The following is a 22,349-nucleotide window of genomic DNA, read 5'->3' on the forward strand; positions in this document are numbered from 1 at the left end:
GTCGCCGTGTCCGCCCAGCGGGACCACCGCGTGGACGACGCCGCCGACACATCGGACACGCAGCTGCCGCGCCGGGTCCCATCGGACCCTTGAGCGCCCCCTCACTCGGACAACTGGGCTGTCCTGCTTCATCGCATCAGCGGTCGGCGTCACGCGTGCGGTACGACGGCGACAGGGCAGCCGCAGTGGTGGAGCACCGCGTGGGCGACGGGCCCGATGCGGATACCGAAGCGGCTGTCCCGTGTGCGCCGCCCCACGACGACAAGTGCGGCCCGGGCCGACGCACGGACGAGTTCGGTGGCGGCCCGCCCTTCGGCGACGGTCTCGGTCACGGAGACCTCGGGGAACTTCTCGCACCAGGGGCGGAGCGCCGCGACGACGCTGTGTTCATGTGCCGCGAGCAGTCCGGGCCCGGAGGTCGGATTCTGACCGCCCTCGGGGGCGGCGGCCGACGGGGCGCGGAACGCGTGGACCACGTGCAGTGGGCCGCCACAGCGCCGGGCGGACGTGAAGGCGAACTCGATCAGTTCGTCGCAGGGGCGTCGCGTGTCCAGCCCGAGGACGACATCGCGGTACGGAGACACGGGTATCTCCTCCGGCGACACGCCGTCGACCGCCGGCAGGTGTTCGTCGGTGGAAGTCTCGCCGGCACGGACGAGCACCACGGGCTGCGAGGACCTGGCGACGACCTGTTGGGACACCGAGCCGAGCAGGAACCCGGCGACACCGGTGAGACCGCGGGAGCCGAGCACCAGCAACTCGGCGTCGCCGGCCATCGACAGAAGGCCGGTGGTCGCGGGGCCGGACACCAGTCGGCCGGCGATCCGCAGTCCGGGATGCGCGGCACGGACGCTGGCCACCGCTTGATCCAGGGTCCTCTCGGCCCACTCCTGCCGCGTCCTGTCCACAGGAACGGACGCGGCCGGGTGCGCGCGCGACCGCCATGCGTGCACGATCCGCAGCGGCGCTCCTCGGCGCAGGGCTTCCCGGGCCGCCCAGTGCGCCGCCGACAGACTTTCCGCTGATCCGTCGACTCCTGCGGTGACGTGCCGAAGCATGACGCGTACCTCCTGTATGGGGTCTGGCCGCTCACTCGTAGCATCGTGCGGTGGCAGTCGCCTGCGCAGGGGCCGCAGTGCCCTTTCAAGGGCCCTGTCGGCCCTGTCGACCTGCGACCACCGGCTGGACCGACGGACGCGCTCCGCGCGTGACCTGCTCTGGTATCGCCTGTCGTTCGAGCGTTGACGTTTCCTCAGTGACCGTCACATCGCTCGCCGGTCCGACCGACGCCTGCTGACGGGCGCGGCGGTTTTGGGCGGCCCGTTCCGCGAGCAAGTCGAGCGCGGCGCTGACCAAGAACGTGACCGCTGCGGAACTCACCAGAAGAACAGCGGACAGCCGCCACAGACCGGAAATCGGTGACCTGCTCACGATGTGCCTCCTTCCGCGAAGTCCGTGCCCCCTTCATCGAACCTCGGGTCCTGCGAAGACGCAGGATGCCGAAGGGCTCTCACCTGTTGCCGGACGGTCCGGTCGTGGAGCCGGTCGGCCCCTGGTCGGCAGACGAGCTCCGGCATGCGCGAGCGCAGCTGCACACGGGCACGCCGTCGCCGTCGGGCAGCGGGCGTCGAGTACGGCCACCCGCGGGCGGAGCGCAGGCACCCGCGCCCAGGCCTGCTCAGCTCTGCCGGCCTCGCCGACCACGGTGATGTCCGGCTCGTCGTCCAGCAGGTCGTGCACTCCCCGACGTACCACTTCGTGGTCGTCCGGCAGGAAGACCCGGACCGGCGTGTCGCCGACCGGGCTGCTCGCTGGACCGCCGTCGAATGCTCGTCGCTCATGCGCTCCGTGCCGACACCCGCTCCAGGACAGGGCCGGCCTGCACGAGGAGATCCTCTCGTGTCCGGGCGGGACGAACAGGGCCGAGCGGCCTGGTTTCTCCCGGATCGGGGGTCTGCGGCGGCCGGCAACCGTCGTTGCCGTGCCTGCGTCGGCCGGGGAAACCGCCTGGTGTGTGTTCTGTACGCGGTCCCCGGCCGACTTGGCGGTGGGGCCGGCCGATCGGGAGCGCCTTGCCCCGCTCCCCGACGAGCCCCTCCCGGCCGGCCCCGGCCAGGTGGGACTGGGCAGCACGATCCGTCCGGGACTCACTTGTGCGGCACGATCGCGACAGGGCAGCGGGCGTGGTGTATCACGGCGTGCGCGACCGGCCCGGTGTGCGCACCGATCCTGGCCGGGCGGATCCTGCGGCCGACGGCCAGCAGACCGGCATCCTGCGTCGCGTTCAGCAGCTGCTGCGCCGGACGCCCCTCCTCGACCAGTGCGCGGACCTCCACCGAGGGAAACCTCGCCTGCCACGGCGCGAGCACGGCGTCCAACGCCCGCAGGGCGGCCTGCCGGGCTTCCTTGCGTGCCGTCGCCTCCAGCGCACGGGGAACGTACCCCAGTTGCCACGCGTGCACGACCCGCAGCGGAGCGGCACGCAGCGCCGCACTCTCGAAGGCGAACCCGAGCAGTTCCTCAGCCGGACTCGCCGGGTCCACGCCGACCACGACGGCTCGGTACGGCGTGCGCGCCGACGCCCGGTGCTCGGCGTCCCGCTCGTGCTCGTCCGCGACTGTCTGGTCGGCGCGTACCAGCACGACGGGCCGCGTCACATGGGCCACCGTCGCCAGCGCCACGGAACCGGCCATGAACCCGCCGATGCCGCTGAACGCCCGGCTGCCCAGGACCAGCAGTTCGGACTCGTCGCCCGCCGCGACCAGGGCGTCGGCCGCGGGCCGGGAGACCTGGTCGGCGCCCAGATAGAGCCGCGGATAGCGTTCGTTGAGCCGATCCATCGCCTCGCGCAGGATGCGCCGGGCCCAGTAGCGCGGCGCTTCGAGCTCCGGCAGCTCCGACTCGTCGGGCCCCATGCCGCCCTCCAAAGCGTGCACCAGGCGCAACGGCAGATCGCGCCTGAGCGCCTCACGGGCCGCCCAGTCGGCGGCAGCGAGGCTCTCACGCGAACCGTCCAGACCCACGACCACAGGACGAAGCACGGCCAACACCTCCCTGGTCGGTTTCCCGCCACTGATGTGGGGCTCTCCACTACCAGGATCGCCGGGCAGGCACGGGCCCCGGCAGGGGCCGACGGGGCCCGCACCGGGGCCGAACGGCCCTTCGGCCGCTGGTCGCACTGCCACGCGGCCGGGATGTACCGGCTGTGGCACAGCGCACTGCGGTGCCGACGAGGAGCAGAGCGACAACTCGTCACGGACCGCGTCGTCAGTCCCGCTGCCGAGGAGCCGAAGTGCGCATGCAGCAGTCCGGCCGGCGTGCCGCTGTCCGCTGCGCGGCCGGCCGGACGATGCTCACCCGGCCGCACAGGGCCTCCACCGCGGCCAAGATGTGCCTTCCTGGTCGGTCCAGCTGGAACCGATCGAGCAGCTCGTCCCGCCGGACCGGATCGAGCCCGCCGCGCAGCCGCCGGAAGACGTCGATGATCTCGCCGCCGGTGCGCTTGGGCCGCAGGATGAGGTCACCCGGCACACACGCCGGCCCGCCGGTGCAGGGCGACGGCGTCGCGCCGGGGGATCGCCGTCCAGCAGCCGGACCTCGCCCGCATCAGCGCGCGGCAACCCGAGCAGGACGCGGATCGTCGTGGCCTCGCCCGCGCCGCTGGGCCCGAGGAAGCGTGGGCATTCTCCGCGTCGGCTCCCTTCGGTGCTTTCGTACGGTGCTACGCCTCCGGCACGGGCCGAGGTCCCGGGCGGCCGAGCGGTGGGTCGGGCCCGAGGCGACTCGGTCGTACGGTGGCGTGCGGGGCGCGCGACGGGGGGCATGCCGGGTCACGACGTGGTTGCACCTCTGGGGAGTGCTACGACTTCGGAGCCGAACGTCCCCCGAGACGTGCCGGGACCGGATGTCCCTGCCGCCGCTCCCGTCGGCCCTGGCCACGTCTCCTGGCGGGTGATACGGCGTCATCCGCCGCCGTCTCATGGCCGCCTCCTCCTCTGCGGCACGGGCCGTCAGACGTGGAGCAGCTCCCCGGCGATCTCAGCGGCCCAGGCGTCGATGGCGTCCCAGTCGCGGTAGTCGCCGAACCGGCCCCCCATCAGACGAAACCTGATCCGTCCCCCGAGCGGCAGCTGGGACCGGAGGATCACACCGGAGAAGAGCCGGTGGCCCCGATACGACAGACCGGCCGGCACGCCCCGGACGATCACCGGGGCCTCCATCGGCGCCATCCGCTTCCACGGTCCGCGCAGCGCCCCCGGCATGCCGACGCTGAAGATCCACACGGGTCGCGCGCCCAACACGTCCGCGTTGTCGCGCACGAATGCCTTCGCCGGCTCGAGCCAGCTCTGGTTGTGCACGGCGCTACCGAGGACGAACGCGCCGTACGCGTCGGCGTCGACGACGGTTTCCAGGGGCCGTACGTCGGCCTTCAGCCCCGCTGGGCCCAGGCCGGCGGCCAGTCGTTCGGCGACACCACGGGTGGAGCCGTGCGCGGTCGCGTATCCCACCAGTACGTCCATGGCGTTCACCTCGATGTGCGTCGATCCCCCTGGGTTCCTTCACCAGCCGGACGGTCCCGTTTCTGCGTGCGCGCTCGGACGAGCCACGCGGGGGTCCCGTGCAGCGCTCCGATGGCGTCGTGCGTGCGTGCCTTCAGGGCGCCGCCGTACCGCAGCAGAGCTCGCCCGCCCGGCACGCTCAGGCGGCTCCGCTCCGGACGAGGGAAGACGTGCCGACGGCCCTGCCCGACGAGGTGTGCCGGTACGGGGCGGGTACATCGGGGGCGGGCACCGTCACCACCGGGACCTTGGCGTGCCGCAGGCACTCGCGGCTCACGGTGCCGACGGCCGGCAGGTCCCACTGACCGTGGGCGGTGCGTCCCAGGGCAAGCAGCAGGGCACCGCGCGCCTGCCGCAGGAGCACCCGCGCGGGTGGCCCCTCCGCAACGACGGCACGCACGCCAGGACGGATGCGTGGACCCAAGGCCTTGTGAACAGCCGCGGCGAGGAGTTCGGCGGCTCGCTCGCGCTGCTCCGCGACCGTCGGGCGGCCGGACACCGGCGCGTACGGCGCGAACCCGGCCGTGGCCGATTCCCAGGCGTGCACGACGACGATCTCCGTGCCGAGGGCCCGCGCCTGTCCTACGGCCCAGCGCAGTGCGGCCACGGACGCCTCGGACCCGTCGACACCCACCACGATTCCCCCGGTGTGCTCGGACATGGCCTCCTCCTCGAACGGTCTCTGTTCCCTCTTCCCACCCTCCTGCGAACCGGGCGGGCGAGGCGTGGGCCGAGTGGCTCCGGGGCCGTGCACAACGGTCCCTTGCCGACGGGCCCGGCTCAGTACAGCGAGCCCGGCCAGCTCAGGGCAACGGCGGTGAGGACGCCCAGGTCGAGCAGCACGCCGAGCGACAGCCAGGCGTTGAACCACAGGGACTTCAGAATCAGGCCAACCGTGGCAGCGAGCACTGCCGCCTCGGCCCAGCCGCTGCTCTGCGCCGCGGTGGCCGCGCCCGCGATGACGTAGAGCATCGCGGTGAACGACGCGAGGCCGATCGCCGTCCTGTCCACGACCCTCGCCTGCGGCAGGCCGGCCGACGCCAGCGCCCACGAATGCCGGGGGTTGAACGGCTGGTCGGTGCTGTCGTGCGGCAGCCACACGGCCAGATGGATCAGCCCGTGCGCGAACAGGAAGACCGAGACCAGTGCGGTGATCATGACAGCGCCTTCGGTTCGTCGCCGCCCATGTCCAGCCGGAACGGCGGATACACGTCCGTGAGCAGGGCCGCGTAGGCGGCCACGCGCAGGACCCAGCGGTTGAGCCCGATGATCAGATCGAAGATGCCGCGCGGATAGCGGCCGGTGAAGGCCAGCGCGACGCCGGCGAACAGCGCGAGCAACCCGATCAGCCCGCCGGAGACCCAGACCACCCGGACCCCGCCGAGGAGGAACCCCAGCACCAGGTAGTGGGGGAGGGCCAGCAGCCACCACTTCACCAGGACGAGCCCCCGGGACAGTTCCTCGGGGTACGCCACGTCCCAGTGGGCCGGATAGTCGGGCACGTCGGCGAGCGTGAACGGCGGATAGCGGTCGGTGCCGAGGGCGCCGTACGCGTAGTACGCCACACGCCAGCTCCAGCGCAGGACACCCGCGTTGAAGTCGAACAACGCGCGCGGGTAGCGGCCCGTGAACAGCACGGTGAAGAACGCCACCACGCTCACCAGGACGAACGCCACCCACAGGAAGGCCAGGGCGACGTAGTGGGGCAGGGCGAGCAGCCACTTCACCAGCCACAGCCAGCGCGACAGGTGCGGATCGAGCGCCGCGGTCAATCGGGCGGGGTGGGCCGGGCGCAGTGCTTCCGTAGCCATGGGTCGATCCCTTCGCAAGGGTCTGGTGATCACGTGCGGTAGCGCCGGTGGTCGTCGTGGTCGCCGATGAAGTGCTTCTCGATCACCACCTCCCCCTCACCGGGGCGCCGGACCAGGCCGGGCGTGGCGATGAACGTGATGAGACCGAGGGCGCCGACGGCCATCAGAACGAAGCCGACGATGAACGAGCTCTGGCCGAACACCAGGCTGGCGCCCAGGACGACCGCACCGATCAGAATGAGAGGAACCATGGGTGCCCTCCTCGGCTGTGCCCGGTCCTGAACGCCGGGTCCCGTTGCTGTGTGGGGGGCGCTTCCAGCATCCCGTCGGTGAGCAGGACGGTCCAAGGGCTGAACGGGCATGTCGCCGGGCCGGTCGGCCCCAACGCCGACTGGCGGGCCAGGAGAGTCGTCCTGATGCCCCGAGGGATCTCCGCGCATCGGTCCGCTCCCTGTCGTCGTCACCCTCAAGAAAGCGACCGACTGGCGTGCGCCCGGGGATGGGCCGACCCGACGGCAGCGAAGGGCCGCCCGGTGCCAGGGCGATGACGCAGGCGGGCCGTTCGGCCCACCGGCCGGCAGACGGCTCGGTGGCTCAGCGGTCGCGGTACCACTTCGGACACGCGGTCACGGCGGTCGGCAGGGTGGGAAAGATCAGGCCGCTGCCGACCGGCTCCGCCGGACCGTAGGCATCCAGCTCGTCCCAGAGCAGAACGCCGAGACCCCCGCGCCCGCCACCACGGTGTACGCCGGACTGCGGGCGCCCTGGTGGCGGGCGCGGACGAGCATCCGTCACGGCGCTGAGGTCCGCGACGGGCCCGAACGGGCCACGGAGTCCACCAACTGCCCGAGCTGCCGCGCCTCGACGTGACCTCGGCGTGGACCGGCATCCCGTCCTCCGTGCGAGAGCAGCCTGCCCGTGCCTGACCGACCACAGGAGGGCGGGGTGCTGCCCGACCGGGCTCGCCCGGCTCCGACCGGAGGCCGACGGGGGTGCCAGAGCCCCGGATCAGGGCCGACCGGCCCCAGACTCGCCCCCGGACAGCCCCTGGGACGGCCCTCCCGCACGCCGGATCCTCGAAGCGTCACGAGGTGGGGAGGAGACCCGTCATGACGCACGACTTGCTCGGCCCACGCACCGCCCACGCCCTGCTCGCGGACGGCACCACCGTGTGCATCCGCCCCGTGGAGCCCGGCGACCACGAGCAGGTGCAGGGGCTGTATGAGGAGATGTCCCCGGAGAACCTGCGCCTGAGGTTCTTCGCGGTGAGCCGGCGTTCGGCCGCGACGGCCGCAGACCGGGCCTGTGCTCCGCCGCACCCCGGCCACCGGGCACTGCTGGCCGAGACGCACGGTCAGGTGATCGGCCTCGCCGAGTACGTCGGTGGTGACGACACGACCACGGCGGACATCTCCATAACCGTGGCCGACGGACTGCACCACCGCGGTGTCGGCACCCTCCTCGTCGAGCACCTGGTCTCGGCCGCCCGCGCGGAGGGCATCACCTCGTTCACCGCCGACGCGCTCAGCGAGAACCACGAGGTGCTGAAACTCTTCGCCGACCTCGGCCTGCGCACGACCCGCCGCTTCGCGGGACCGGAGGTGCGGTGCACGGTCGAGCTCGGCGAGGACGACACCTACCTCTCAGCCGTCGAGGCCCGCGGCCGGGCAGCCGACGTGGCCAGTCTGGTCCCGCTGCTGCGCCCGGCCACCGTCGCCGTCGTCGGTGCCGGGCGCAAGCCCGGGTCGGTGGGGCGGGCCGTCCTTGACCACCTGCACACCGGCGGGTTCTCCGGGCGTCTGTTCGCCGTGAACCCCGGTGCCTCCGCGATCCTCGGTGTGCGCTCCTACCCGTCGGTCAGCGCGCTGCCCGAGACGCCCGACCTCGTGGTCGTCGCGGTGCCCGGAGCGGCGATCCCCGCGACCGCCGAGGAGTGCGGCAAGGCGGGCGTACGGGCCCTGGTCGTCGTCTCCGCCGGCCTCGACGGCGACGAGGCCGCAGCATTGCTGTCGGCGTGCCGTACGCACGGCATGCGGCTCGTCGGGCCGAACTGCCTCGGCATCTCCAACACCGACCCCGAGCTCTCCCTCGACGCGACGTTCGCAGCAGACCACCCGCGTCCCGGCACCGCCGGCGTGGCCGTGCAGTCGGGCGGCGTCGGCATCGCCCTGCTGGACGGGCTGTCCCGCCTCGGTATCGGGGTGTCGTCCTTCGTCTCCCTCGGCGACAAGTACGACGTGAGCGGCAACGACATGCTCCAGTGGTGGGAGAGCGACGGCCGCACCGACCTCGCGCTGCTGCACCTGGAGTCCTTCGGCAACCCGCGGGCGTTCTCCCGCACCGCCCGCCGCGTGACCCGCCGCATGCCGGTACTCACCGTCGACGCGGGCCGCACCGAGGCGGGCCGCCGTGCCGCCGCCTCGCACACCGCGGCCGCCGCCACCCGCACCATGACCCGCCAGGCCCTGTTCACCCAGGCAGGCATCACCGCCACCCGCTCGGTCGGCGAACTCCTCGAAACGGCCGCCCTGATGCACGCCCAGCCGCTCCCGGCCGGCACCCGCGTCGCGATCGTCACCAACGCGGGCGGAGCCGGAGTCCTCGCCGCCGACGCCTGCGCGGAGGCGGGACTGGCCGTTCCACCGTTCCCGCCCGAGCTGGTCGACGACCTGCTCGCGGTGCTGCCCGAGGGCGCGGCCGTCGGCAACCCCGTCGACGCGACCGCCGCGGTGACCGAGGAGCAGCTCAAGAACTGCGTGGACCGGATCGCGCGCCACCACGGCACCGACGCCGTGCTGCTGGCCCTCGTCCCGACCGCCGTCGCCGCGGCAACCGGCGCCAACCTTGTCGACGCCCTCACCGACGGCCCGGCCCGCCGGGCACGGCCCGTCGCCGCGATACGGCTCGAGCAGGACCTGCCCGTCACATTGCTGCCCGCCGCCGACGGCGGTGCGGTCCCGTCGTACGCCGAACCCCAGGCGGCGGCACGGGCTCTGGCCCACGCGGCCCGCCGCGCCGCCTGGCTGAGCCGCCCGACGGGGACGGTCCCCGACCTCGCCGAGGTCGACACGGCTCGAGCCCACCAGGTCGCCGAGACCTTCCTGGCCGGGAACCCGGACGGCGGCTGGCTCGACCCGCGCACCTGCGCCAGCCTCCTGTCGTGCTACGGCATCCCACAGCTCCCGTGGGCCTGGGCCGAGACCGAGGACGATGCCGTCATGGCCGCCGACCGCCTGCGCGGCCCCGACGGCCGCGTGGTGATGAAGGCCCACTGGCCGGGGCTGGTCCACAAGAGCGAGCAGCGCGCCGTCCACCTCGACCTCCAGGGCGACGCGCAAGTGCGCGCCGCCTTCCGGGACTTCGACACCCGGTTCGCGGGCCTGCTGACCGGCGTGGTCGTGCAGCCGCTCGCGGCGCGCGGCACCGAACTGTTCGCCGGAGTCGTCCAGGACGAGGTCTTCGGCCCGCTGGTGCTGTTCGGACTGGGCGGCACCGCGACCGAGGTCCTGGGCGATCACGCCGCCCGGCTCGCCCCGCTCACCGACCACGACGTGCACGACCTGATCACCGCGCCGCGCTGTGCCCCACTGCTCTTCGGCGCGCGCGGCGGCGGTCCGGTCGACCTGGAAGGCCTTGAGCAACTGCTGCTGCGGCTGTCCCGGATGGCGGCCGACCTGCCGCAGCTCGCCGAGGCCGACTTCAACCCCGTACTCGCGACACCGGGCGGAGTCTCCGTGCTCGACGCGCGCGTACGCCTGCTGCCGCGCAGGCCCCAGGACCCGTACCTGCGCCGGCTCCGCTGAGGAGGGAAGACAACCATGAAGCACAACAAGGTCGGTTCCATGATGACCATGGAGGTCGTCCGTGCCGAGTACGGCACTCCGTTCAAGGAGGTGGCCCGGTTGCTGGCCGACCACCGGATCAGCGGACTGCCTGTCGTCGACGAGGACCAGAAGGTCCTCGGGGTGATCTCCGAGACGGACCTCATGGTCCGGCAGGCGGAGACCCCCGACCCGTTCGAGCCCCCGAAGCGCCGATTCCCCTTCTCAGGGCTGACGCCTACCGCTCGGAGGCAGACCGCGAAGGCCCGGGCCCGCACCGCCGGACAGCTGATGACCGAACCGGCCGTCACCGTGCGCGCCGACGCCACGATCGTCGAAGCCGCCCGGACCATGGCCGAGCGTCGCATCGAGCGGCTGCCGGTCGTGGACGAGGAGCAACGGCTGGTCGGCATCGTCACCCGGCGCGACCTGCTCCAGGTCTTCCTGCGGCCCGACAGGGAGATCCGTCAGGAGGTGATCGACGAGGTGCTGGTCCGCACGCTCTGGCTGGCGCCCCAGACGGTGGACGTCTCCGTGTCCGAAGGCGTCGTCACGCTCACCGGCCCCATGGAACGCAAGAGCGAGACGCAGATCGCCGTGTCCATGACCCGCCAGATCGACGGCGTGGTCGGCGTCGTCGACAAGCTCACCTACCGGCTGGACGACTCGCGTCTCCAGCCCGACGCCCAGGCGCTGCACGGCGTCGCCGACGACTGGCTGCGCAAACTGTGAGAGGAGGCGGACCAGCATGCCCACCAGCGTGCTGGTCACCTCCGCGTCGACGAACGGATCACCGGGCAATCGCCGAGGCCGGGTACGACATCGGCCGGCTGGTGCGGGTGGTGTGCGACACATGCCGCGTCGGCAGCATCGCCCCCCTGACCGTCCTCCGCGAAGGCGACCAGGCGTTCGCCCACCTCGACCCCACCACCGAGGTCACCGGCGACAACGGCGGCCGGATCTCACCTTCCACGCCGCGCTGCCCACCGCGGGCGACTGGCGGCTGTTCCCTGCAGTTCCAGAGCCGGAGGAAAGCTCCGCACCCGCCGCGACGACCCTGCGCGTCGGCTGAAGCCGTGTGGGCGCCGCCCTCCACAGCCGGCACTCACCCTCCGCCAACGGATATGGGCCCCGACAGGACGGTCCCTGCCCGTTCCCGACCCGTGGCAAGGTCAGCCAGGTCAGCCAGGTCAACGGGGGAGTACGGGGTGGGTGACCCTCCTGGCGGAACGGGGACACCGCGGCGGCGGCGCGGACGCAGGGCCTGCGGCATCCCGATGCGGTGCTATCTTCCTCCCAGTCCGGGTGGACGCCCGGCATTCCCGCCACCAAGCCCTCCTACGGTCGTGAGCGTGATCCCAGGCAAGTTCCGTCGCGACCATCACACGGGAGCGTTGCTGCGGGCAACGCTCCTCGCGGTGGTGCTTGCCCTCTTCGGGATGCACGTCCTGGCCTCACATCAGCCAGCGCACAGTTGGCATACCGGTGCCTTCCCGCTCGTCGACGCCGGGGACAGAACACCCCACGCGCACTCTGACGTCGCCGCCGGGGACGCCACCAGGACACCGGACAGCAGCCCGGACGGTGAATCCCCTTGCGATCACGGCGGAGTCGGAGAGAGCTGCCTGGCGCTGCTGTGCATCGTCGCTGCCTTGTTCACGTTCGCCCTCAGGTGCGGGGGCGGCAACCGCGTCCTGGGCCGGCGTGCAGAACCTCCGCGCTCCTGGACCAGCCGCACGGGCGACGCACCGTGCCTGCACCGACTTTCGATCCTGCGCTGCTGAGAGCCGCGTCAGTGTGACGCCGCACCACTGGTGCCGGCGCGCTCACGCCTGCTCTCACCCACCAAGATCCGAAAGGCTTCACCCCGCATGACCACCGCCCTCAAGCCCGAGTTCCAGCAGCCTTCCGCCTCGAGACATCGCCGCCCGGCCTTCGACAAGAAGTCGCTTCCGGCTCGCTACAGCGGCCAGATGCTCTACTTCCTGGGCGCCGCTCTCATTGCCGGCGCCGTCGTCCACTACCCGATCGATCCGCCGCTCTACGCGATCATCTGCGCCGTCGGCGCCTTCGTGTTCCTCCTCGGCACCGTCGTCAACGAGTTCGTACTGGCGGACGAGCGTCCGGCGCTGAGCCAGGCGATCTCGCTGGTCGCGTTCTCCCTGCTGCTGTCCTTCGGTGTCGGGCTGGTCGGCGGCGGCATCCAGCACTTCGAGCAGTTCCCCGAGCGCAGCGCCTGGATGACCCCCGTCGGCCTGCTCATGTCGTACGTCGCGTTCGTCGCCAAGGACTCCAAGGGCCGCTGGCGGCACCTCGTCAGCCCGTTCGCGGCCGTCGTGGTGGTCGTCTCGGCCCTGGCCTGGCTGGGCATGACCGCTCTCGCCGGCACCATCAGTTCCGACGGCCACAGCCACGACCACGGCTCCACGACCGGGACCCCGGCAGAGCCGGACCAGGATCCCGTCGAGCAGGCTCCTCCGGCCGAGGCCCCCACCGAGCCGGCTCAGGATGGCCATTCCCACAGCCACTGACCCCGGTCCGTCACCCTCGTAGCCCTTCTTCGCGGGCCCAGCGTGTACACGCTGGGCCCGCGGTCTGCTCATGGATCCTGCACCTGCCGTCGGCGGGCTCGGGACGCGGGCGCTTCCGCTCACCCCTCCTCGGCGCTGGTCCGTTCACCGCGCGGAGTAGCGGTCGGGGTCGCCGTCGAAGGCGGCTGCGCACTGTGCGGAGCAGAAGAAGTGGCTTCCGGTGTCGGTGTCGCGTCGTTCAGGGGCGGTCGCCGGGTCCAGTCGCATGCCGCAGACCGGGTCCACTGCACTGTCTGCGGGACCAGGCCGTGCCTCTTCGCCGGTGGTGGGCTCTGCTGAGCGGTGCCGTCCGTGTTCCGCGGCCGCGGCGTGGGCCGGGGTCCGGTCGGCTGCCGATTCCACCCGGGGCTCGACTGGCTGCGCCGTGGCGGCGGGCAGTGGGCTGGTGTGCCAGCGGCGCAGACGGCTGGCGTTGGTGACCACCGACAGGGAGGACAGGGCCATCGCGGCGGCGGCGATGATCGGGCTGAGGCGGATGCCCCACAGCGGGTAGAGGGCGCCGGCAGCGAGGGGCACGCCCACGGCGTTGTAGATCAGGGCGAAGAACAGGTTCTGCTTGATGTTGCGCATGGTGGCGCGGGAGAGCCGGATCGCGGTGACGACGCCGGTCAGGGAGCCGGAGATGAGGGTGATGTCGGCGGCTTCGATGGCGACGTCGGTGCCGGTGCCGATGGCGAGCCCGACGTCGGCGGCGGCGAGTGCGGGGGCGTCGTTGATGCCGTCGCCGACCATGCCGACGGTGCGGCCTTCGGCCTGCAGGCGGCGGATCTCGTCGGCCTTGTGTTCGGGCAGGACCTCGGCCAGGACCCGGCGCACGCCGACCTGGGCGGCGATGGCGGCGGCGGTGCGGGCGTTGTCGCCGGTGATGATGACCGTCTGAATGCCGAGCCGGTGCAGGGCGGCGATGGCCTGGACGGAGTCGTCCTTGATGGTGTCGGCGACGGCGAGGACCCCGGCCGGACGGCCGTCGACCGCGGCGAGGACCGGGGTCTTGCCCTCGGCCGAGAAGCCGGCGGCGACCGCGGCGGCGGCGCTGGCATCGATGTCGACATCGCTGAGCAGCCGTGCGGTCCCGACCAGGACCGTGTGCCCGTCGACAGTGGTCTGCACGCCCTTGCCGGTGACCGAGCCGAAGGCGCTCGCCGCAGGCGGGGTCAGACCGCGCTCCCGTGCTCCCGCGACGATCGCACCCGCGAGCGGGTGCTCGCTGTCCGCCTCGGCCGCCGCCACCAGAGCCAGGAGTTCGTCGTCCCCGAAGCCGTCGGCGGAGTGCACATCGGTGAGCCGGGGTTTGCCGGCGGTGACGGTGCCGGTCTTGTCCAGGACGACGGTGTCGAGTCTGTGGGCGGTCTCCAGGGCCTCGGCGGAGCGGATGAGGATGCCCGTTTGGGCGCCCTTGCCGGTGCCGACCATGACCGACAGCGGGGTGGCCAGGCCGAGCGCGCACGGACAGGCGATGATCAGCACCGCGACCGCGGAGACCAGGGCCAGGGTGAGCGCGGGGGCGGGCCCGACGGTGTACCAGATCGCGAACGCGGCGATGGCGATGGCGATGACGGCCGGGACGAAGTACGCGGAGACGGCGTCGGCCAGCCGCTGGATCGGTGCCTTCGACGCCTGGGCCTGCTGCACCAGGCGGATGATCTGCGCGAGCATCGTGTCGGCCCCGACCTTGCTCGCCCGTACCCGGAGCGATCCGGTCGTGTTGACGGTGGCGCCGACGACCGTGTCCCCTTCCCGTTTGGTGACCGGCATCGGCTCGCCGGTGACCATCGACTCGTCGACCGCCGAGGACCCGGACAGCACCACCGAGTCGACCGGGACCTTCTCTCCGGGCCGGATCACCACCTCGTCGCCGACCGTGACGTCCTCGACCGGGATCTCGGCCTCGGTGCCGTCGCGTACGACGCGGGCGGTGCGGGCCTGCAGGCCCAGCAGGGCGCGGATGGCCTCGCCGGTGCCGGCCTTGGCGCGCGCCTCCAGCAGACGGCCGAGCAGGATGAGGGTGAGGATCACCCCGACCGCCTCGAAGTACACCTCGCGGACCTCCTCCGGGAGGAGGCCGGGGACGAGGGTGACCAGCAGGCTGTACCCGTAGGCGGCGGTCGTCCCCAGGGTGATCAGGGAGTTCATGTCGGCGCCGCGGTGCTTCAGGGCCAGCCACCCGGTCGAGTGGATCGGCCGGCCGGTGTAGAACATCACCGGCGTGATCAGCGCGAGCTGCAGCCAGTGGTTCAGCAGCCAGCCGGGCACCCACTCGGCACCGAACAGTTCGTGGGCCATCACCGCGAAGAGCACCGGCAGCGTGAGCACGGCACCGACCACGACCCGGCGGGTCAGATCGGTGATCTCCGCGCGGCGCTCGGCGGCCTCGGCCGCCTCCGCCCCGGCCCCGCTCTCCTCGCCGAGGCCGGCTGCCGCAGCGGTGGCGGCAGCTGTGTCCCGGCCGCCGCCGTCCCGGGTCTCCTCCGTGGCGCCGGGACCGTTCGCAGGTTCGACGAGCAGCGTGCCGTGGATCATGTTCATCCCGCAGGCGAAGCCGAAGGAGCCGGCGTCGGCAGGGCGAAGGCGCACGGTGGTGCGGGCGTACGCCGGCAGCCCGGCGCTGACCCGCAGGTCGGGGAAGACGACCCGGTTGGTGCACTCCCCGCTCTCCCGCCGGTCGAAGACCAGCTCCAGCGGCACACCCTGGCGGACCTTGATGACATTGGGGCTGTAGCCGCCCCTCACCGTCACCTCGAGCCGCTGCACCCCGCCCTCCAGCTGCGCAGTGCGGGCCTTGCGCGGGCCGAAGAAGAACCAGCCCAGTGCGCCGATCAGCAACGCGGCGAAGCACACGACCACGACACCGGCGACACCCATGGCAGCCCTCCTTGCGTGTGCACCCCCTTCCAGCGTCCCTCGCCTCCACCAGTACCGGGTGGGGCTGACCGGCCCGGTGGACGGGGACCACTGGACGCTGCACCACCGACGGGAACCGCGCGACCATGGCCTCAAGTAACCAACGGGGGGGCCGGCGGGCCCCGCCCGGCGTCCGGATCACCAGGGACGTGCTCGTGATGATGTCCTGGTCCGACCACGAGGTCAGCGGCTTCGGCTTGTTCACGATGTCGGCTGACATGATCCTGTCCTGGGCGCCGATCACCACCGCCGCCGTTCTCTCTTCCGGACCCTGGGCCGCGCCACCGAGCCCACGCACAGCACCGCCGGCCCCTCTCCTGAACAGCTCGCCGAGCGGTTCGCCCGCGGCGAGACCGACGGGGAGGAGTACCGGCGGCGCCTTGACGCGCTGTGTCCCGATCCCTTCGCTCCGAGGAGCCCCCGTGAAGCGCACCCGCTCCCTGCACCGCCGTACCGCCCTCGCCGCCCTCGCCGCCGCCCCCATGCTCTTCCTGGCCGGCTGCGGTGACGACGGCAACGGCTCTGCCGCCACCTCTCCCGGCCCCGCCACGTCCGCCTCGGTCCCGGCGGGCGAGCACAACCAGGCGGACGTCGACTTCGCACAGGGCATGATCCCGCACCACCGGCAGGCCGTCATGATGTCCGACATGGCCGAGACCCGGGCCTCCTCCAGTGAGGTCAAGGCCCTCGCCGAGAAGATCAAGCAGGCACAGCAGCCGGAGATCGAGACCATGTCCGCCTGGCTGACGGCCTGGGGCGAAGAGGTCCCCCAGGGCATGGACGGCATGGACGGGATGGACCACGGCGACGCCTCGTCCATGCCCGGCATGATGAACGACCAGCAGATGGACGACATGCGAGGCGCCTCGGGCGAAGCCTTCGACACCATGTTCCTGACCCAGATGATCAAGCACCACGAAGGCGCCGTCGCCATGGCCGAGACGGAGAAGAAGGAAGGCGCCTACGGCCCCGCCAAGGACCTCGCCGACGACATCGCCACCGCCCAGAAGGCGGAGATCACCCGGATGAGGGAGATGCTCGGCACGAACTGACCCGGGCACGGGCGCGGGGCACCTGCTGCCGGGCGCGACCGCGCCGAGGGGCGTTACCTGGTACCAGGGACTCGGAAGGCGGCCCGCCCCGAACCGCCGGTCCCACGGAGAAGGAGGTAACGATGTCCAGCACCGTCAAGGACATGCTCGCCACTTACCCGGCCGGCCTCGGCGACGTCGACCGGGAGAAGCTCACCCGCTGCATCGAGCAGTGCATCGCCTGTGCGCAGGCGTGTACGGCGTGCGCGGACGCCTGCCTGTCCGAGGGCATGGTGGGCGAGCTGACCAAGTGCATCCGCACCGACATGGACTGCGCCGACATCTGCAACGCCGCCGCCGCGGTCCTCTCTCGCCACACCGGCTACGACGCCAACATCACCCGCGCGATCCTCCAGGCGTGCGCCGTGGCCTGCAAGGCGTGCGGCGACGAGTGCGCCTCTCACGCGGACACGCACGAGCACTGCCGTGTGTGTGCCGAAGCCTGTCGCTCCTGCGAGCAGGCGTGCCAGGAACTCCTTGGAGCCCTCGGCTGACCGGCGGCCAGTGTGCAGGCTCGGGCGCCGGTCTCAGCGGGGCGACAGCCGGCGGCGGCGCCCGTAGCGGGTCATCCCGCCCCAGCGCCGGCTGCCACGCCGCCGGCCCACAACGACCGACACGCTCACGGGCGTTCGTCGAACGGCGAGGCCCGACTCTGCGGCCTCCTCCGTGCCCGCCGGCCTGTCGTTCAGCTGAGGCCACAGGCCGCATGTCCCGCACGGTGCGGACCCTCACCATGGCAGCGGGCCACTTTGTCCTCCGGCCAGTGAGCGCGAACTTGCCCGGCAACCCCAGCGGTGCACGGCGTGAAGCAGCCACCCGGCTGGACCGTCTGGATCGGGTGATGCCGTGGGGACTCGGCGCATGATCCCAGGGGGCGAGCAGCTCATGGTGACGGGTGCGCTCGCAGGGTGGTGCGCTGCCGTGCTCTCGGCCCCCTCGACGGTCGGCGGGTGGGCACCGTACGGTCGGCGATGGTCACACGGGAGGCCGGTGGGCGGGCCCGGCCGCATGACGAGGGGCGAGGAGTGCCGATGGTGGGCAAGGACCCTTGGATCAGGCCACTGCGCGGTGCCGCGGATGCTCGGGCGCGCGTGGTGTTCCTTCCACACGCGGGAGGCGCCGCCTCGTTCTACGCTCCGTTCGCGCGGCGGTTCCCCGACGGGTACGAAGTCGCGGCCGTTCAGTACCCGGGGCGCCAGGAGCGTTGGGGTGAACCGTTCGTGACGACCGTGGAAGAGCTCGCCGACCGGCTGCTGCCGTCCCTGCGGCGATGGGCGGCAGGGCCCGTGCCGCTCGTCCTCGTCGGCCACAGCATGGGAGCGTCCGTCGCCTTCGAGTCGATGCTCCGGCTCGGGCACGCCCGGTTGACGGCCCACTGCCGCCTGGTCGTCTCCGGCCGCGCCGCCCCGTCGGTGACGCGAGAGACCCAGGCATACGACTCCGACCAGGACCTGCTCGACCATCTCGCACGCCTCGGCGGAACCGACGCGGCGATCCTGAGCAGCCCGGACCTGATGGACCTGGCGCTGCCCGCCCTACGTAACGACTACCGGGCGGTCACCCGGTATCGGCCGGTCCCCGACGCGGTGGTGGAGACGCCCCTCCTCTGTCTGACCGGGGACCGGGACCCGCAGGTGACGCCGGAGGAAGCCGCGGCCTGGAAGAGTCACACCACGGCCGGCTTCCGGCTGGAAATGCTCCGCGGCGGACACTTCTTCCTCTCGGACCACCCGGACACGGTCGTGCGCCTCGTCGCCGAGTGCGCCGAGTGCGCCTAGGCCGGCGACCGATGACGGGCGGTGGGCCCGCAGTGCGCCGGGGCCGCGCCGAACTGCCGCTCTCCTGTCGACGTGGCGCCCACGCACGTCGGCGATCGCGCGCGTCTTCGGCTTCCCGCGTGCGCCGGGTCCGCCGCGGCGCCGCGGCCGCGCCGATGACCGGACGACCCCGCGGGGCCCGGCGGCCGCCGTCCGGTCTGGCCGAAACCCGTGGGGTGGACGGCCGTGTGATGGAGGCGGGGATGAGGGGGCGTGCCCCGCGGTGTCGAGGACGTGTGAATTCTCTTCCGCAGCACGCGGTTTGAATGTGAAACGCCGGGATACACGCCCTCCTCAGTGGGGCGCCTGATGGCTCTCCCCTTCGATTTCGGGGGGTTGCCATCTGGTCACACGACGTGAAAACTGTGAGCGCACTCGGCCCGGACAGATCGTGTCGAAGGCGCGTTCTCGGCATGTGAAGTGCGGAATCGTGGGTCACGGGAGTTCCCGCGCAGGGTTGCTGCGCGGGAGAAGTCACGGGGGGATGTGTTGATGTCTGCTCGGTTCCCGGGGTGTGTGCTGCCAGGCCGCGCAGGTGCGGGCCTGTCCGCTGCTCGTCGGGCGTCCGGACCGCTCGGAGCCGCAGCCCCGCCGTCCGGAAGCCGTCCTCAGGTGCGCTGACGCCTGGGCCGGCATGGCGTGAGCCGGCGGACCGGCCGGTCGCTCCCGGCCCGGCCCCCGTGCGGGCCGCGCGGCGGCCATCCGGCGCGGAGCGAGAGCCGCCCTGCGGCGCCACGCCCGGTGGCCGCGAGCATGACGGCCACCTCTGCCCGCGGCGCCCCACGGCGCCGTCGCACCACGGCATCGTCGGTGACCCACCGCCGGGCCTGCGCGTTCTCACCCAAGGAGAAACGGTGACAAGCACAGAACTGACCGGGGCGGAATCGCCACTCGACGCGTTACCCGGGAGATGGCGCTCCTTACGCGACGCGGGCCCCGTGACGTACGACGAGGAGCGGCGGCAGTGGCACGTCGTGGACCACCAGGGCGTCGCCGCCGTCCTGTCCGACCCGGCGACGTACTCCTCCGACATGACGCCGATCGCCCCCACCCAGGAGGACTTCGAGACCTTCACCCGGGGCAACTTCGTCGGCATGGACCCGCCGGAGCACCGCAAGCTCCGCACCCTGGTCAGCCAGGCCTTCACCCCCCGCGTCGTCCACGGACTCGCACCGCGCATCGAGGCCGTCTGCGCGCGGCTGTTCGACGGTGTCGCCGACCGCGACCGCTTCGACCTGGTCGACACCCTCGCCTACCCCCTGCCGATCATCGTGATCGCCGAACTCCTCGGTGTCCCCGCCGAGGACCACCGGATGTTCCAGGAGTGGGCCGCGACCCTCTTCGGCGGTGACCAGCTCGGCGACAGCCTCGACATGGCCGACCTGGAACGGGCGCTGGAGGCCATCGCCCCGACCGTGCGCGAGATGAACGGCTACGTGCTGGACCACATACGCCGCCGCCGCGCCGACCCCGGTGACGACCTGACCAGCAGACTCCTCTCCGCCGAGGTCGACGGGACGCGGCTGGAGGACCAGGAGATCGTCGGCTTCGTCGCCCTGCTGCTGGTCGCGGGGCACATCACCACCACCGCGCTGATCGGCAACGCCGTGGTCACCTTCGACCGGCACCCCGGCACGTTCGACGCGCTGCGCAAGGACCCGGACCGGGTGCCCGCCGCCGTGGAGGAAGTCCTGCGGTGCCTCCCGCCCTTCCCCGAGCTGGGCCGGCGCACCACCCGGACCGTGGAGCTCGGCGGCCACGAGATCCCGGCCGACACCCTGCTGATGGTCCACCTGGGGGCCGCCAACCGCGACCCCTCCCGCTTCACCTCGCCGGACGTCTTCGACCCGGCCCGCGATCCCAACCCCCATCTGACCTTCGGGCACGGCATCCACTTCTGCTTCGGCGCCCCCCTGGCCCGACTGGAAGCCCGTATCGCCCTGCGGATGATGATGGATCGTTTCCCCGACATCGCGGTGCCCTCGTACGACGACGTCACGTACCAGAACCCGGCCGTCATCGTCGGCGTACGCCACCTGCCGATCGCCGTCACCAGGCCGTAAAGCACGTCGACGCGCACCCCCGCACCGCTCACCGCGGGCCGGCGCGTCCGCTCTCCCCAGCCGCTCTCACCAGGAGTCACGTCCCCATGCCCTACTCGACCTCCGCGCAGACCACCGACCGGCCATCGGCCCCCTCACACCACGAGTTGCGCAGTCGCCTCGAATCCCTCGCGCGCATCCACCGCGTGCCCGGCGCCCAGCTCGCCGTCCACACGGGAACCCACCTCGTCAGCCTGCACACCGGCACGGCCGACGCCCTGACGAACACCGCGTTCACCGCGCGGACGGCCGTCCCCGTGGGCTCCGTCACCAAGGTCGCCACCGCCACCGCCGTCCTGCTCCTCGCCGACGACGGCGACATCGACCTGGACGAGCCCGTCAGCGACCTCCTGCCCGACTTACCTGGCAAGTTACCCGACGTGACGGCCCGTCACCTCCTGAGTCACACCGCCGGCCTCCCCACCGGGCCCGACTCCGACAGTGCCGTCGGCGCCACCGCCTCCCGCTACCTCTCGACCGTCTGGACCGCCCGGAACGCCCTCTTCGCGCCGGGCACCGGATTCTCGTACTCCAACGCCGGCTACGTCGCCGCCGGCCGCATCCTGTCCGAAGTGACGGGCATGACCTGGCAGGAAGCGGTGACGGCGCTCGTCCTGGAACCCCTGGGCATCGTCCCCGCCTTCCTCGGTGACACCGCCCCCTCCCGGCCGCTCGCCAGCGGCCACGCCCTCAACACGGCCACGGGCCTGGTGCGCCCGGCCCACCAGAACCTCGCCCCGGTGGAGGCCCCGGCCGGAGCCCTGCTGGCCGGCGCCGAGGACCTGGTCACCCTGGGCCGAGCCCTGATCGGCCGATCGGCCGCGCTGCCCGCCGCCGTCGCCGACCGGATGCGCCACCCCGAACCGGCCGCCGACGCCGGTGCGCTGGCGGACTCCTGGGGCCTCGGCCTCGCCCTCTTCCAGCAGGACGGCCGGGCGTGGTGGGGCCACGACGGCAACGCCCAGGGCACCTCCTGCCACCTGCGGGCCGACGCCGACACGGGCGTCGTGGTCGCCTTCACCGGCAACTCCGGTGCCGCCACCGCCCTGTGGCGCGACATCGCCGCGGAACTCGCCCGGCTCACCGGCATCCGCGTGCCCACCGGCCCGTCCGCCGGCACACGCCGCGGACCCGCCGTGACCCTCCCGGACTGCGCCGGGACGTACCGCAACGGGGGCATCGAGTACATCGTCAAGCTGGACGGGGACGGCAAGCCGACCCTGTCCGTCGACGGTGACTACCCCATCCCGCTGGTGTGCTACGCGGACCTGTCCTGCGACCTGGTCGACCCGTCCACCGGCCGGCTCGAACCGGGCGGCCGCTTCCACCGCGACCCGGTCACCGGGGCCATCGACCGGCTGCAGATATCCGGGCGCACCGCGCGCCGAACAGGCACCGGTTGACCGCACCGCGGTCGCACCGCCGCCGTCCGACCGCACCGCGCGTCGTACGGCATGCGATTGACCGCACCGCGCGTCGTCGGCATGCGATTGACCGCACCGCGCGCTTGTTACCGCCGCCGTCCGACCGCGTCCCGCGCCACCCGTCACGCACCCGCCCCGTACGCAAGGACCCCCGCACCGCTCCGGTGTGCCCGCGCGCCGCCCGCGAGCGGCTTCGCCGGGTCCGCGCGCCGCCACCCGCCCGAAGGACTGC

17 protein-coding genes and 2 pseudogenes are annotated in these 22,349 nt (G+C 72.4%); 8 read left to right on the forward strand and 11 right to left on the reverse strand.

The genetic code is table 11. From position 1 onward, the window contains the following. Positions 1-149: 149 nt before the first annotated feature. The 10 genes and pseudogenes from ACIGXJ_RS19625 to ACIGXJ_RS19670 form a co-directional block, all read right to left on the reverse strand. Positions 150-1,058 carry a universal stress protein gene (locus ACIGXJ_RS19625; protein WP_399646795.1) on the reverse strand — a complete coding sequence of 303 codons (909 nt, stop codon included), beginning with the start codon at positions 1,056-1,058 and terminating at the stop codon, positions 150-152. A gap of 85 nt (positions 1,059-1,143) precedes the next feature. Beyond that, positions 1,144-1,431 carry a hypothetical protein gene (locus ACIGXJ_RS19630; protein WP_399646797.1) on the reverse strand — a complete coding sequence of 96 codons (288 nt, stop codon included), beginning with the start codon at positions 1,429-1,431 and terminating at the stop codon, positions 1,144-1,146. A 128-nt stretch (positions 1,432-1,559) separates the two neighbouring features. Then, positions 1,560-1,773 (reverse strand): annotated as a pseudogene (locus ACIGXJ_RS19635) (response regulator transcription factor); the annotation flags it as partial. A 374-nt stretch (positions 1,774-2,147) separates the two neighbouring features. Beyond that, positions 2,148-3,041 carry a universal stress protein gene (locus ACIGXJ_RS19640; protein ID WP_399646800.1) on the reverse strand — a complete coding sequence of 298 codons (894 nt, stop codon included), beginning with the start codon at positions 3,039-3,041 and terminating at the stop codon, positions 2,148-2,150. Between the two features lie 224 nt (positions 3,042-3,265). Then, a pseudogene (locus ACIGXJ_RS19645) lies at positions 3,266-3,689 on the reverse strand (ATP-binding cassette domain-containing protein); the annotation flags it as partial. 321 nt (positions 3,690-4,010) lie between these two features. After that, entirely contained in the window at positions 4,011-4,520 is a 510-nt protein-coding gene (locus tag ACIGXJ_RS19650) for a flavodoxin domain-containing protein (RefSeq protein ID WP_399646803.1), read from the reverse strand. A 178-nt stretch (positions 4,521-4,698) separates the two neighbouring features. Beyond that, positions 4,699-5,220 (reverse strand): universal stress protein, encoded by a 522-nt coding sequence (locus tag ACIGXJ_RS19655; RefSeq protein ID WP_399646805.1) that lies wholly within the window; start codon positions 5,218-5,220, stop codon positions 4,699-4,701. 119 nt (positions 5,221-5,339) lie between these two features. Continuing rightward, a complete protein-coding gene (locus tag ACIGXJ_RS19660) occupies positions 5,340-5,717 on the reverse strand; it encodes a hypothetical protein (RefSeq protein WP_399646807.1) in 378 nt (125 codons plus the stop codon). After that, positions 5,714-6,370, reverse strand: coding sequence for a DUF4389 domain-containing protein (locus ACIGXJ_RS19665; RefSeq protein ID WP_399646811.1), 657 nt, complete (start codon positions 6,368-6,370; stop codon positions 5,714-5,716). Before ACIGXJ_RS19665 ends, ACIGXJ_RS19660 begins: the two co-directional genes overlap by 4 nt. Positions 6,371-6,399: 29 nt before the next feature. Continuing rightward, positions 6,400-6,621, reverse strand: a complete 222-nt coding sequence (locus ACIGXJ_RS19670; protein WP_399646814.1) for a hypothetical protein — start codon at positions 6,619-6,621, stop codon at positions 6,400-6,402. Between the two features lie 858 nt (positions 6,622-7,479). Between ACIGXJ_RS19670 and ACIGXJ_RS19675 the strand changes: the two genes are divergently transcribed. From ACIGXJ_RS19675 to ACIGXJ_RS19685, 3 genes are all read left to right on the forward strand, one after another. After that, positions 7,480-10,173: a GNAT family N-acetyltransferase gene (locus ACIGXJ_RS19675; protein ID WP_399646817.1), complete on the forward strand. Its 2,694-nt coding sequence runs from the start codon at positions 7,480-7,482 to the stop codon at positions 10,171-10,173. A gap of 15 nt (positions 10,174-10,188) precedes the next feature. Beyond that, positions 10,189-10,923 carry a CBS domain-containing protein gene (locus ACIGXJ_RS19680; RefSeq protein ID WP_399646820.1) on the forward strand — a complete coding sequence of 245 codons (735 nt, stop codon included), beginning with the start codon at positions 10,189-10,191 and terminating at the stop codon, positions 10,921-10,923. Between the two features lie 1,139 nt (positions 10,924-12,062). After that, entirely contained in the window at positions 12,063-12,722 is a 660-nt protein-coding gene (locus ACIGXJ_RS19685) for a hypothetical protein (protein ID WP_399646822.1), read from the forward strand. A gap of 144 nt (positions 12,723-12,866) precedes the next feature. Here ACIGXJ_RS19685 and ACIGXJ_RS19690 read toward each other — a convergent pair whose 3' ends face one another. Beyond that, complete coding sequence (locus ACIGXJ_RS19690) at positions 12,867-15,644, reverse strand: heavy metal translocating P-type ATPase (RefSeq protein WP_399646825.1); 2,778 nt, start codon at positions 15,642-15,644, stop codon at positions 12,867-12,869. Between the two features lie 461 nt (positions 15,645-16,105). On the opposite strand from ACIGXJ_RS19690, the gene ACIGXJ_RS19695 reads away from it, so the two are divergent. The 5 genes from ACIGXJ_RS19695 to ACIGXJ_RS19715 all read left to right on the forward strand — a co-directional run bounded on the left by ACIGXJ_RS19695 (position 16,106) and on the right by ACIGXJ_RS19715 (position 22,096). After that, positions 16,106-16,735: a DUF305 domain-containing protein gene (locus ACIGXJ_RS19695; protein ID WP_399646827.1), complete on the forward strand. Its 630-nt coding sequence runs from the start codon at positions 16,106-16,108 to the stop codon at positions 16,733-16,735. Between the two features lie 122 nt (positions 16,736-16,857). After that, a complete protein-coding gene (locus tag ACIGXJ_RS19700; protein ID WP_399646830.1) occupies positions 16,858-17,268 on the forward strand; it encodes a four-helix bundle copper-binding protein in 411 nt (136 codons plus the stop codon). 537 nt (positions 17,269-17,805) lie between these two features. After that, complete coding sequence (locus tag ACIGXJ_RS19705; protein ID WP_399646832.1) at positions 17,806-18,552, forward strand: thioesterase II family protein; 747 nt, start codon at positions 17,806-17,808, stop codon at positions 18,550-18,552. Positions 18,553-19,445: 893 nt separating this feature from the next. Beyond that, on the forward strand, positions 19,446-20,654 hold the full coding sequence (locus ACIGXJ_RS19710) for a cytochrome P450 (protein WP_399646834.1): 1,209 nt from the start codon (positions 19,446-19,448) through the stop codon (positions 20,652-20,654). An 86-nt stretch (positions 20,655-20,740) separates the two neighbouring features. Then, a complete protein-coding gene (locus ACIGXJ_RS19715; RefSeq protein WP_399646837.1) occupies positions 20,741-22,096 on the forward strand; it encodes a serine hydrolase domain-containing protein in 1,356 nt (451 codons plus the stop codon). Positions 22,097-22,349 lie beyond the last annotated feature (253 nt).

It is taken from the genome of Streptomyces sp. NPDC053367, assembly GCF_044545925.1.
Taxonomy (GTDB): domain Bacteria; phylum Actinomycetota; class Actinomycetes; order Streptomycetales; family Streptomycetaceae; genus Streptomyces.